The sequence below is a fragment of the Flexilinea flocculi genome, from assembly GCF_001192795.1.
In the GTDB taxonomy this organism is placed as follows: domain Bacteria; phylum Chloroflexota; class Anaerolineae; order Anaerolineales; family Anaerolineaceae; genus Flexilinea; species Flexilinea flocculi.
The window spans coordinates 791623-805283 of the sequence record NZ_DF968181.1; the positions used below are offsets into that span (position 1 = coordinate 791623).

General features: G+C 45.3%; 8 protein-coding genes. 4 read left to right on the forward strand and 4 right to left on the reverse strand.

Translation table 11 applies throughout. The features are described 5' to 3' along the window. Window positions 1–70 precede the first annotated feature (70 nt). The 4 genes from ATC1_RS08385 to htpG form a co-directional block, all read right to left on the reverse strand. Window positions 71–1048: a glycosyltransferase family 2 protein gene (locus ATC1_RS08385; RefSeq protein ID WP_062280327.1), complete on the reverse strand. Its 978-nt coding sequence runs from the start codon at window positions 1046–1048 to the stop codon at window positions 71–73. After that, on the reverse strand, window positions 1045–3165 hold the full coding sequence (locus ATC1_RS08390) for a hypothetical protein (RefSeq protein ID WP_062280331.1): 2121 nt from the start codon (window positions 3163–3165) through the stop codon (window positions 1045–1047). Before ATC1_RS08390 ends, ATC1_RS08385 begins: the two co-directional genes overlap by 4 nt. 293 nt (window positions 3166–3458) lie before the next feature. Continuing rightward, window positions 3459–5585, reverse strand: coding sequence for an acetate--CoA ligase family protein (locus tag ATC1_RS15115; protein WP_201777264.1), 2127 nt, complete (start codon window positions 5583–5585; stop codon window positions 3459–3461). A gap of 147 nt (window positions 5586–5732) precedes the next feature. Beyond that, window positions 5733–7610 carry a molecular chaperone HtpG gene (gene htpG, locus ATC1_RS08400; protein ID WP_062280334.1) on the reverse strand — a complete coding sequence of 626 codons (1878 nt, stop codon included), beginning with the start codon at window positions 7608–7610 and terminating at the stop codon, window positions 5733–5735. Window positions 7611–8478: 868 nt separating this feature from the next. Here htpG and ATC1_RS08405 point away from each other — a divergent pair. The 4 genes from ATC1_RS08405 to ATC1_RS08420 all read left to right on the forward strand — a co-directional run bounded on the left by ATC1_RS08405 (window position 8479) and on the right by ATC1_RS08420 (window position 13395). After that, window positions 8479–11133: a LuxR C-terminal-related transcriptional regulator gene (locus ATC1_RS08405; RefSeq protein ID WP_062280337.1), complete on the forward strand. Its 2655-nt coding sequence runs from the start codon at window positions 8479–8481 to the stop codon at window positions 11131–11133. A gap of 213 nt (window positions 11134–11346) precedes the next feature. Beyond that, window positions 11347–11619: a hypothetical protein gene (locus ATC1_RS08410; RefSeq protein WP_062280340.1), complete on the forward strand. Its 273-nt coding sequence runs from the start codon at window positions 11347–11349 to the stop codon at window positions 11617–11619. A 377-nt stretch (window positions 11620–11996) separates the two neighbouring features. Further along, window positions 11997–12674 (forward strand): DUF4386 family protein, encoded by a 678-nt coding sequence (locus tag ATC1_RS08415; protein ID WP_062280344.1) that lies wholly within the window; start codon window positions 11997–11999, stop codon window positions 12672–12674. A gap of 22 nt (window positions 12675–12696) precedes the next feature. Further along, window positions 12697–13395 (forward strand): DUF4386 domain-containing protein, encoded by a 699-nt coding sequence (locus ATC1_RS08420; RefSeq protein ID WP_172667742.1) that lies wholly within the window; start codon window positions 12697–12699, stop codon window positions 13393–13395. The last annotated feature ends 266 nt before the right edge of the window (window positions 13396–13661 follow it).

Sequence of the window (13661 nt, forward strand, 5' to 3'; positions counted from 1 at the left end):
TACGGGAAGGATAGTAAATCTTTTCTCTTTGTCCAGGACGATAACACAAATTCCGAAAGATTATCGCTTTTCAGGACTCTAGATCATCATTCCTGCCTGTCACTTCACTTTTAACGATGTAGGGAGGGCGGTCTGTCGAACGATCGTACATCCTTGCCAGATATTCCCCGATAATTCCTAACGTGAATAATTGAACTCCGGAGAATAATGCGATGATGGATGCCAGAAATGGAAAACCGGCAACAGAATCAAAGGCAAGTTTAATGATCAACGCGTAGATCAGAATCAGAAAACCGACGATCATGAAGACAAAGCCCAGCGTACTGGCAAGGCGCAGCGGGATTGTGCTGTAACCAGTCAAAATCAGTAACCCGGCATGAACCAGTTTTCGAAATGTATAGTTGGAGGTTCCGACCTTCCTTTGATCTTCTTCTACGAATACATGTCCGAAATTGGTTGTTCCCCAGGATAGAAGCGGATCGATATACACATCCGGACTATGATAGTCCGCAAAGGCATTGCGGAGCTCTGTCCGAAATATGCGAAAGGCTCCGATTTCCTGAATCGGTATTCGCATAAATTTGCTCAGTGTGAATTTCGTCAATTTGGAGCCTAAGTTCCTCCACCACGAATGAGGTAGTTTTTTGGGAACGGCATAAACGACATCGTACCCTTTATTATATGTTTCAACCAGCAGCGGGAGCTGCTCCGGTGGATGCTGCAAGTCATCATCCATCGTGATGATGGTCTCGAATCTGGCACTGCGAATTCCGCACAGCAGCGCATTGTGTTGTCCAAAATTACGCATCAGGTTAAACCCGCGTACTCTTGGATGCTGACACAGTTTCTGGATGACTTTCCAACTGTTGTCATGACTGCCGTCATTAATCAGGATGATTTCATAATCCGGAAATAACTGCGGCAATACGATATGCAGCCGTGCGGTCAGTTCTTCGATCGAACCTTCACTGTTATATACCGGAATGACGACGGTTGCACCGGCATCTAAATCCAACGGATGGTTGTCTGTTTCAATTTGTTTTTTCATTGTGTATATGCATTGCATCCAATTTTATTGATCGCAACAGCGGCGTTATTACGCATGGATGAATTATCCGGCAAGTTCTCTGTAAATAGACGCTGTAAGATCGGGCACAACGGCGCATCCAGCTTCTGATCTTTCTGATGGATCAAATCAATGAGCGGAATGACCTTTTCCCATTGATTGTTATGCGCATAGGCTTCGATAAAGAGAATATACTCGGATGCGTCTCCTGCAGAAAAATATGGAATTGACTGATCACCAAGCGCTGCGATTTTTTCCCAGTCTTCATTCTGTCGGGCTAAATCTGCTAATTCAAAATAATAACACCAATTCTTCTCAATCGGCTTTTTAAAAATCTTTTCCTGCACAAATGGAATCGCATTGCCGGAAGACAAGATATTTGACGGATTTGAGTATTTGATAAACTCATAAAAACTGTCCGGAAATATGGGCAGATCTTCATGTTGTTTCGGATCCAGAATGCGCAGACAACCTGGCGGAGAGTAAAAGTAGGCAACTACATCTGAAACGCTGCCGCTGAAATTGGCGCTTCGGAAGCCCTGATAGATCGGTTCGCCGGCTTCCAGTTTCTCATTGGATGACTTGAACCGGACATCATAAAATCCGACACTGAGCGGCAAATCCAAAGACGAGGACTCTGACGCCAAAGCAAGGTTGACCATACCTGTCAGTGAATTATCGGTTTCATAGGAAAGTGAATTGAAATCGGTCAACAGGTACATTGGAGCCTGAAAACCGGGAATTCTGGTATACAGCTGATTGATAAATTCTCGCTGGCTTTGCCAGTCTCTGCGAAAACTGTTGGCATTCAGGATATTCCCGCCGATTGCCATGGCGATGAACAGACTGATAACGACAATTTGCTGCTTCCTCGTCCGAATGAAGTGCGTGATTAATCCGGCCATCAGGATGGAGCTGCCGAACATGTATGCGGAAAGCCAGCGTTCTTTCGGAAATTCCAGCGAAGGTGATAACGAAGTCACCCAATAGGGCACCCCGGGGAAAATCACTGCTGCAGTACCTAAGACAAACAGGTTGATGATCCATCTGGCCTGTCTTTTTTTTCTGTCCGGTTCCTCATTCTGTTGCAGCCCGTTGGACAATCTTAATCCTGACAAAGTCAGGATGGATACGACAAAACCTGCTGCCACGAAGATCCAGAACAGTTTTCCGGATATGGTGGCAAAATCAGCTGCTTTCGGAAAAGAAAAGAATTCAGTCCAGGCGCCCCAGAATGCCGTATAGGCATCTCCAATCGCACGAATCAGGACACCCAGAACCGCTTTGACTGGTTCGGTTTGCAGTTGACTTATCAAAACAGGCTGATAGGATGGAAACTGGAAAATGAAAACCCGCCAGAACATAAAGATCGCCAACGGCACCAGATATGGAACCCAGTGCAGCAGCGATTTGATGATTTTTTTCTGGAAGGTCATCTTGCGGAATGAATCCATCTGGTCCAGAAAAATCCAGATCATCACAATCCGGATGAGATCCAGCCCCGTATAGTATTCTGTGGAAATAGTGCAGAAAGTGTAACAGATCACGCCTGGAATCGTCCATGCGGCATACCGTTTCCAATCTGATTTTTCAGCGGAGGTAATTGCCTTGAGCATCATACCATATGACAACTCATAGGCAAACAGCATGATGAGCGCATTTCCCCAGACGTAAGCGATCGGCATCTGCTTGAAACCGGAATATACCGTCAGCAGAATAGCTGTCCAAAATGAAGTCTCCTTATGCTCCGGCCAGAGCAGTTTGAGCATCCACCAGAATGCACAGGAGACAAGCCAGCGGAAGACAACCGTCAGGATCTGCCAATACAGCGGTTCTGTGCCGATGATCGCGCCGGTGAGCTGATACAGGTACCCCAGAAACGGCCTGTCAGAAGTAAAGGCATCCGCAAAACCTTGGGGACCTTGGGTCACATCAAACCACAGCATCGGCCAGTCATCCCAATAGAATCCGAGCGTATGGATGAGCGGAACGTAAGTAAATACGGTGAATATGAGCAGGATGAATGGAATCCATTTTTCCTGATATGAAAAGGAATAGCGTTTCCTTTGTTTTGCAGCAGGTTGAATTGTCTCAGTCATATTCTTGATTTTACCATTTAAGGGATTTGTGAGATTTACTGCGTGATTGAGCGCAGTGATTGAAATATAAACATTCTTTACAAATAAGGAAAGGAGCGAACGCTTGTTGTTGTGTTGTTTCAGAACAGAAACAATACAACAATGATTGTTTCTTTCCTTGTTTGGAATTGCTAAAATGCAGAATCTTTTTGTAGATTATTTTTTTCGCTTTCCCGTTGTGCTAAAAATCCAATGCGAATTTTAACAAAAAAACCTCCGCTTAGCGGAGGTTTTTTTATCTATCGATATTATTCTTATTTCTTCTTCAGGATGATGCGGGCGTCGACGACTTTCAAACCGCTGCCATCTTCGTACACCATCACCGGATTGGCATCCGATTCCTTGATCTCATCCTGCAGATCCAGAATCATGTGGGAGTATCGGGCGATGGTTATTGCCATGGCTTCTTTATCTCTCGGTTTTTCACCTCGTGCGCCATCCAGAATTTTGGCTCCGCGGATGTCTGACTGCATCTTCAGAGCCTGTTGTTTGGAGACCGGCGTTACGGCAAATGTGACGTCTTTCAGTACTTCCACAAAGATGCCGCCCAGACCGAACATGACGGTCGGTCCGAATGCTGCGTCATTGATCGAGCCGAGAATGACTTCGGAACCTAATGGAGCCATTTCCTGAATGGCGACGCCGTGGATGTTTGCATCGGCTTTGTAGGCTTTGGCATTGGCAATAATCTTGTTGAACCATTCGCGTGTGGATGCGTCATCCTTGATGTTGACCTTGACACCACTGGCATCGGATTTGTGCAAAATATCCGGAGAGACGATTTTCATGACAATCGGATAGCCGACTTTATTGGCAAGCGCAACAGCTTCATCTTCGGTTTTCGCCAGGCGTGTGCTGGTGACATCCAGTCCATAAGCTCTGAAGACATCTTTCGCCTCGATTTCAGTCAATGCGTCGCGTCCATCCTCTCGGGCTGCCTGAATGATCGCCAAAGCGGCCTGTTTGTCTGCTTTAAATCCATCTTCGTTTTTGGAATTCGCTTTTGCTTCCTGCAGACGTGCATACTGGCGTAATCCGCCCAAAACATTAACGGCACGTGCCGGATCATCATAGGTTGGAATTCCATGATCAATCAGGTAGCGCATCGCCTCGGCAGTGTGCTCGCCACCGACGAACGATACTGCGACTGGTTTGCCTTTGGACGCTTCATTTTCTTCCGCCTGATGAACGGCTTCCAGAATACCCTGAGCAATTTCCATCGGATTCGTCATTGCGGTTTCGCAGTACAGCACTGCCAAGCCATCCACCCAATCCTGCTGCAGACCGAAAGCGATACATTTTTTATATCCTTCCAGCCCTGCGCCGCCAGTGATATCAACCGGATTCTTGGCAGAACCAAATTCCGGCATGTAATTTTTCATTTCAGCCTGCAGATCAGCCGGGCAGAATTCCAGCGGAATTCCATAACGCTCCGCTGCATCGGTTGCCAAAACGCCGACACCACCGCCATTAGTGACGATCAGCAGGTGATCGCCCTTCATGGGCGGCTGCAGTTCAAATGCTTGTGTCAGGTCGAACAGATTGTTTAAGTCTTGTGCCTGAATAATTCCTGCCTGTTCAAAAGCAGCTCCATAGACTTTGGCTGCGCCGGCAAGTGAACCCGTATGGGAGGCTGCAGCAGCGGCACCATGAGCGGAAACGCCGGATTTCAGAGCAATAATCGGTTTGCTGGCTTTCTTGCAGACGTCAACAAAGCGGCGGCCGTCTTTCAGACCCTCGATGTATAGAGAAATACATTTTGTCCGTTCATCCTGATCAAGCCATTCGATGATATCGGAAAAATCGACATCTGCCATGTTGCCGAGTGAGAACAATTTATCGAAACCAACGCCGCGCAGATAGGTACCGGCATCCAAGGCAATTAAAAGCGCACCGGATTGAGAAATTAAAGACGCATCACCAGGAAGCGGGAGCGTCGGTGCGAACGAGGCATTCAATTTATCGGAGTTTGAAAGAGAACCGATGATATTGGGACCGAGAACGCGCATACCATAGCGATGGGCGGTTTCCACAATGGCGTTTTCAGTTTCATGGTCGCCAATTTCACCGAAACCCGATGTGATAATACTGATACCTTTGACTTTTGCTTTCCCGCATTCTTCTACAGAACCAAGAACAAACTTCGCAGGAACCGTGATAACAGCTAAATCAACTTTCCCTGTCAAATCAAGAATGCTTGGATATGCTTTATGCCCTAAAATTTCATCTGCTTTCAGGTTGATCGGATAGATCGGCCCTTCATATTTTCCATTGTTTAAGGCTTCAACGACAGAATACCCGATCTTTCCGGGAGTAGCAGATGCACCAATCACAGCAACTGATTTTGGTCTGAAAAGACCATCCAACACTTCTTTATTCACTTTGTTATTCTCCTGATAAAATTTGTTCTTTTTATTTCTCATGATTATTAAGAAATGTAAATACCAGTGCAATTTTACCACATTTGAATCATCTAAAAAGGAAAAATTCCGGAATTTTCCGGAATTTTTCATCATTTTTTGCTTTTTTTATTTAGATTTTTGATCTAAAAGGCTGATAATCAGGCTCTGGACACGATTCAGCATCGCAAATTGATCCGGCGTTTCTCCGTCCATGATTTTCGCTCCATCGAAAATCTGATGGATGATTTTTGAGGACAGATCGTTGTCTTTCAATTTGGCAAGGCGCAAGATCAGCGGATGTTCCGGATTGATCTCCAGCACCTTTTTCGGCGCTTTATAGTCCTGCTGCATCAGTTGATACATGCGCTGCATCTCCGGCGACAATGACCCATCTGCATCCACCAGCCTGGCAGGTGATTCGACCAACAAATCTGTGGTCTTGACATCGGAGATCAATTCGCCAAGTTCTGCTTTGATACGCGCAATCAGCTCATCGGAAACGGATTGCTCCAGCGCGGGTTCTTTTTTCTCTTCTTGTGTTTCGGATTCTTTACTGTCGCTGAATTTTTCAGTCGCAGCATTGACCAGCGCAAAGTCCTGATATTTTTCCAGATTCGTGATGACAAAAGGATCAAAAGGATCTGTCAACAGCAAGACATCGTATCCTTTTTTCCGCAGCTTTTCGATGTGCGGACTGTTGCGCAGCGTATCCAGATGTTCGCCTAATACATAATAAATCTTATCCTGCCCCGGTTTCATTTCAAGAACGTAGTCTGCGAATGAAATATAGGCGTCATCGTGGTTCAGAGAATGATACCTTAACAGCGGGACCAGACTGTCTTTTGCATCCGGCTCCGTGACGATGCCTTCACAGATAAACACACCGAATTTCTTCCAAAATTCCGCGTATTTTTCTTTATCGTCGGTGCCCCATTTTTTCAGAACATCCGTGATCTTTCCGGCTAAAATTTTCTTCAGCGTAAGAATGACACGGTTTGCCTGCATTGTCTCCCGTGTGACATTCAGCGGGATATCTTCAGAATCGATAACCCCTTCCACAAAACGATAATAACGCGGCAGCAGTGTGGTGCAGTAATCCTGGATTAATACTTTTCGTGCAAAGAGCTGCAGACCGTCCTCTTTCCGCAACGAAAACATGGTGCGTTCCGGTTTGGAAGGAATATACAGCAACGCGTACATCTGGAATGGGGCATCAATCGAGAGATGCAGCTTATTCATGGGCTTTTCAAAGTCCATGGTGAAGCTCTGATAGAATTTTTCGTAATCCTCATCCTTGACTTCTGCGGGATTCTGACGCCAGATCGTGGTTTCGGCATTGACCTGTTCTTTTGAATCTCCCACAAAGATCGGATAAGGAATGTAATTGCTGTGTTTGCGGATGATTTCTTTCAATCGGAATTCGTCCAGATACTCTTTGGCATCCTCTTTGAGTTTGATCAAAATTTCACTGCCGCGGCTGGTTTTGTCTGCTTCAGAGATGGTAAAACTGCCTGATCCGGTCGAATGCCATTTGGCTGCCGTGTCTTCCGGTCGATACGAACGGGAAGTGACATCAATCCATTCCGCAATCATAAATGCAGCATAAAAACCAACACCGAACTGACCGATCAGATCATTCGCCGTTCCTTCCGGTTTGTCTTTGGTCGCTTCCAGGAAGCTGCGAGCGCCTGATTTAGCGATGGTTCCCAGGTTATCGACCATCTCCTCGGCATTCATCCCGATGCCGTTATCGGTTACCAGCAGCGTCCCTGCTTCTTTGTCCATTGTGATGTGAATAGCCGGTGTGAAATCCGGATCCACAATGTTGTGATTGGTCAGCATTTCGAAATTGATGCGCGTGATGGCATCGGATGCATTCGAAATTAGTTCGCGCAAGAAAATATCACGATCGGAATACAGGGAGTTGATCAAAATATCTAATAATTGTTTGGTTTCTGCTTTAAAGGGAATCGCATTTTGTTTTTTCGGATCAATTTTTGTCATAAACGTACCTCTATTGAGTAATCGATGATGATGGACGGCGGGATGCAACGTTGCGGGCAAATCCTTCGATAATAGCTTGTTTCACAATCCAGCCGTGAGTATTTCCGTTACCATTATAAACAGAATCCTCGATTTTGTTCCCCTCCGGTCACATTTTCTAATAAATTATTAATATTCAAGCTGGACAATTTTCTCGCCGCATGGTTGACAGAGCGCCATCCGAAAAGAGATTGCTTCTCTATGATCGCAATGACAGCGCGTATATGTCATTGTTATTACCCTGGAGGGGCGAGCCCCGAAGGGGCGTGGCAATCTCCTTGCCACATGGTTGGCAGAGCGCCATCCGAAAAGAGATTGCTTTGTCGGGCTGACGCCCTCCTCGCAATGACAAATTGCCATGTGTGAACTTCTGAATTTCTCGAATTAATGTCTTGAAATCTATAAATTTGAGCGTAAAAAGGGACTATTTTTCAAAAAGTGAGAAACTCAGGTGAAAAAAATAATTACCAATTTGTAGATGTTTTGGCGTCAAAAATTGTCCAAGAAGAAGTCATTATAAGTAAGAATTGGTCAAAAAGAAGCTCAAAATGAGTAAATAAAAATCCCCCGCAAAGGAGGATCTTCCGAGCAGCTCACCCTGGGCCTTGATTTCAATATTTCCCGCCGCATTTCAGCGGAAGCTAGGTCACTCTCCGAGTGACCGGGGTCACCAGGCTTTACGATGCCGCTCTGTTATTATTATAGAGCGTTCTTTGAAAAAGTTCAAATCCCAATCCTACAGTAATTCGAAAAGCTATTTTAAATTTTAGATTGCTGGATTCAAATCCATATTCATCTGCTACAACACTGCGATATATAATAGATTTAAATGTCTGAACAAATTCTGCTGACGAAATTATTTGTCCCAACAACCCGTGGAATGCTCGTCTTAAGGAACAATCTGTTTGAACGGTTGAATCATAGCCTTCTTACAGGCTGCAAACTTACGCTCATTTCTGCTCCTGCCGGATTTGGAAAATCCACATTGATCAGCTCATGGATCGAGACAATTAAGGTTCCGATTGCATGGTTGTCACTGGATGAACGGGATAATGATCCGGCACGCTTCATTACATACCTGGCAGCAGCATTACAAAAAGTCAAACCGGGAATTGGGCAGAATCTGCAGGCGATCCTTCAATCTCCGCAACCTCTCCAGATCGAGAATACGCTGATCCTGCTGATTAATGAAATTTCATTCATCGAGGAAAAATTTGTCGTTGTCCTGGAGGATTACCATTTGGTTGATTCACAGCAGGTGGATCAAGCATTGGAATTCCTGATTAGCCATCAGCCGCCGTGCATGCATCTGGTCATTGTCACACGCGAAGATCCGAACCTGCCGTTGGCGCGTCTCCGCGCACAAAACCACTGCATCGAATTACGGGCTGCTGATCTGCGTTTCTCGAATTATGAAACAGAAGAATTTTTTAATCGCATCATGCAGTTAAACCTTTCAAAAAAGGGTATCGATTTGCTGGAACTCCGGACTGAAGGATGGATCGCTGGGATGCAAATGGCAGCTATCTCGATGCAGGGTTTACAGGATACTGACAGATTCATCCAAAACTTCACAGACAGTAACCGATTTGTCATGGATTATTTGTTAGAGGAGGTCTTACATCGACAGCCCGAAAATATCCAAGACTTTCTCCAAAAAACGTCCATTCTTGATCGTATGTGCGGATCACTGTGTGATGCCATTCTGCAGGACACTTCTGCTTCCAGTAAAGCTACTTTGGAATATCTGGAGCGCGTTAATCTTTTCATTATCCCCCAGGACAATGAAAGGCAGTGGTACCGATATCACCATTTATTTAGAAATCTCTTGCTCAATCGGTTGGGCCAAAATCTTTCCCGTGAGATAATTTCTGAGTTGCATATCCGTGCCAGTGAATGGTTTGAAAAAACCGGTTCACTTTTTGAGGCTTTTCTGCATGCGACCGCAGCCAATGATGTCGAGCGCGCTGAACGCTTGATTGAAACTGAGCAAATCGGTTTGCATCTCCGCAGCGTCGCAATACCCGTTCTGAACTGGCTGAACTCATTGCCGAAATCCGTGTTGGATACCAGACCTCGACTTTGGGTACGATCTGCCACTACAGCATTGGTGCTCGGGCTGTCCACCGGTGTCGAAGAAAAATTGCAGGCTGCTGAAGCCGTTTTTACTGCTCGAAAAGAATCATATCATGCTGAGGAAAGCGACCAAATCCGGGACTTGATCGGACAAATAGCCTGTGCCCGGGCCACCCTGGCGCTTTTCCGTTATGATCCGGCTGAAATGATCATTCAGGCTCGCCGTGCTCTTGAATATTTGCATTCGGACAACCTGACATATCGCTTTACGGCTAATTGGGCATTAACTTCAGCTTTTATGTTTCAAGGAGATCGTGCTGGAGCTGCACAAGCCAATCAAGATTGTATTGAGATCAGCCAAAAATCCGGACATGTTTTTTCAAAAATCCTGGCTGCAAGCAATATGGGTTCCTTACAGGAAATGGAAAACCAGCTTAATCTGGCAGCTGAGACTTATCATGAGGTACTGCAATTATTTGGCGATCATCCGCAGCCAAATGCCAGTATTGCGCTCCTTGGATTAGCACGTATCAGCTACGAGTGGAACGATTTAATTGCTGCCGAACGCTATGGACAGCAGAGTCTGCAATTGGCGCTGCAGCTTGACAGTAAGATTGACCGTTTCATTGTCAGTGAAGTGTTTCTGGCACGGTTAAAGTTGGCTCATGGCGATCTGGAGGATGCCTTAGGGCAATTAATCCGAATTGAACAAACTGCCCGGCAAAGAAAATTTCTGCTGCGGCTGCCGGAGATAGCTGCTGCCCAGGTTTCCGTGTTGCTGCGGCAAGGCAGTGTCTCCGATGCAATTCCATTGGTTCAGCGATATGAGATCCCTCTGTCTCAGGCGCGTGTCGCACTGGCACAAGGCAACCCGTCTGCTGGATTGGCAATTCTGGAGCTTTATCGCCAGCAAATGGAAGCGCGGAGATGGGCTGATGAACGTCTTCGAGCGATGATTCTTCAAACTCTCACATTCTATGCGTGTGATGAGAAGGATAAAGCAACTCAAGTACTCAGCGAGGTACTTTCATTGGCTGAGCCGAGTGGCTTCCTCCGTATCTTCCTTGATGAGGGCAAACCGATGGCAGATCTTCTGTCTGCAGCGGCTGCACAAGGTATTTGTCCGGACTATGTCAACAGGCTTTTGGCTGCCTTCGAGGCGGAAGTGAGCAATAAACAGGCTACAGCTACGCTACCCGGTTCTTCATCGTTGGTCGATACACTTAGTGTACGCGAATTGGAAGTCCTGCGGTTGATCGATCAGGGCTTTTCAAATCAAGAAATTGGCGAAAGGCTTTTCCTGGCGCTTGATACCATCAAAGGGTACAATCGTCGGATTTTTGAAAAATTACATGTCCAGCGGCGAACGGAAGCGATTGCCCGCGCCCGAGAACTGGGTTTATTGTAAACACCAGTATCCCCATTTTTACCATAACGATAAAAAATAACACCCCAGCTCACACTTAAGTGTCTGTTCAATGACACTTTTGAGCAGGTATATTAGTGATGCATGGACCCGTTCTACCAGCCATTTGAAATATGGACCAACCGAATGAAATTCTCCCCATATTTCGAATCGCAGGTGCGCGAATCAATGTAAACCAGCCCTATCAGGAGATGTATGCCAAAAAATTGCGATCCCGAAAAAAATCCAAATCAGCCTGTGATCTATCAAATCAGAATCAAGGGATATCTGGATTCCGAATGGTCAGACTGGTTCAAGGGCATGATCGCCACGTTGGAAGGTAATGACATTACCCTCTTGACGGGACCTGTGATCGATCAGGCAGCGCTGCATGGGTTACTGAAAAAAATTCGTGATTTGGGGATGACATTGATATCGGTTGGACCTGTTGAATCCTTTGCGGAAAATACACCTGACATTGAACAATAAATCATCAACATGAAATACGGACTGGCTTTTCAAAAAAATCTCCATACTTCGAAATGGTTATGAGCCAATTGGAAAGGAGCGTAAATTTGGTAATTTTCATTTCATAATAATCCACGGGTTTCAGCAAATAACCAGTAATTTGAAATATGAAAAGAATTCTGTGTTGTTCTTATGGTTTTGCGCTTCGCACAAAACCATAAGAACAAAGGAACCCCACCTGCATTGCATTACCTGTTTTATAGCGTGATCTTGATTGTCATCAATCTATTCATCATCTGGTACGCATGGAAACGCTGCCAGCCTGAAGATCAGTCTGGCCATGGCGCCTGAAAACCATTGGGCTGCTGATCATTCTTATTCTAAGATTGGATATTACAATGAAAGCTTTACAAAAATTTGGCGGTATTGCCGCTTTCTATATGGCAATTTCCCATATGATCGGAATTGTTGTTTTTCTCGTTGTGCTGGACTATACCAGCATTACTGACCCGGCTCAAAAGGTGGCTTTGAACGTCGAAAAGCAGATGATCGTCTTTTCGACCAACCTGCTGATGTACGTTTTCTTTGGTTTTGCCCTGATCATCTTATTGCTGGCTTTATATGACCGTTTGAAATCTGGCGCTGTTCCAGTGATGCAGGCGGCAATCGTGGTCGGGCTTATCTGGGCAGGTTCTCTCATTGCCAGTGGGATGGTCTCGAATGCCGGATTGGCGGCGATTGTTCCGCTTTATGCGAAAGATCCGACGCAGGCAGCGTTCACCTGGCAGAGTATTGAAGCAGTAACAAGCGGACTGGGCAATGCCAATGGTGAAATCCTCGGTGGCGTCTTTACGCTCCTGATCAGCCTGGCAGGATTCCAAACCAAAGGGCTGCCTAAACCTTTAAACATTCTGGGGCTCGTGATCGGTGTAGTGGGCATCCTTACGATCATCCCAGTACTGAACAATTTCGTTGGAGTTTTTGGTCTGGGTCAGATCCTCTGGTACATCTGGCTGGGAATCATACTGCTGCGCAGTAATTTCCTTACCACAACGATGAAACAGACGCATGTGTAAAAAGAAATCTCAAAGGAAAAAAATGATTTCAAAGAATAAAATCGCAAGAATTGCAGGGGCGTTGTACTTGATATACATGATTGTTTTCGCCCTCGCCGATGCTACACGCTCGAAGCTGATCCATATGGAGGATACATCAGCCACTTTCATCAACATCCAGACATCCGGTGGATATTTCAAGATCGGCTTTGTGAGTGATATTATCGCTGGTATTCTTTTTCTGCTGGCGGTGTGGACACTATACGTGTTATTACGTTCCGTAAATCAAAATGTCGCGTTGTTATTCCTTTTGCTCAATGCAGCCGGAGTTACCATTCAGTGCCTAAATACGCTGAATCTTTATGCAGCATTTTTGCTTACAAGTGGTTCAGAATATCTGAAAGCCTTTCAACCGGATCAACTGCAAGCTATGGCGATGTACTTCATTCACTTACACGAAAGTGGATTTATGATCTCCCAGTTTTTCTTCAGTGCCTGGCTGTTCCCACTGGGTTATGTCGTGTACAAGTCCGGTTTCCTCCCGCGCATTTTAGGAATCGTGCTGATGGCTGAGTGCTTTGGTTGGTTACTTTACCCGCTGCAGTATTTCCTATTCCCGAGCACTATGATTGTTACTATCAGCTCCACGATCGGCTTCATCGGTGAATTTTCGTTGACGCTATGGCTGCTGATCAAAGGTGTGAAACAATCAAAACCAGCCTTGGCTGAGGTTGATCAGTGATTTGTAATTGTGATTGGTGACTCAGATAAAAAGAAAAAGATGTAGATTTTTTATTGATTCATATCTTGTAAACAAAAGATCTACATCTAATCCACTCCATATTTCCAGTAATTCGAAATATGAAAAGAATTCAATGTTGTTCTAATGGTTTTACGCTTCGTGCAAAGCCATTAGAACAACAGTATTTTTATTTGAAAATTTAATCCAAATTTCGAATTGTTAAACGTGATCCGATGAATCGATTAAAATATAAATCAATACAAAAA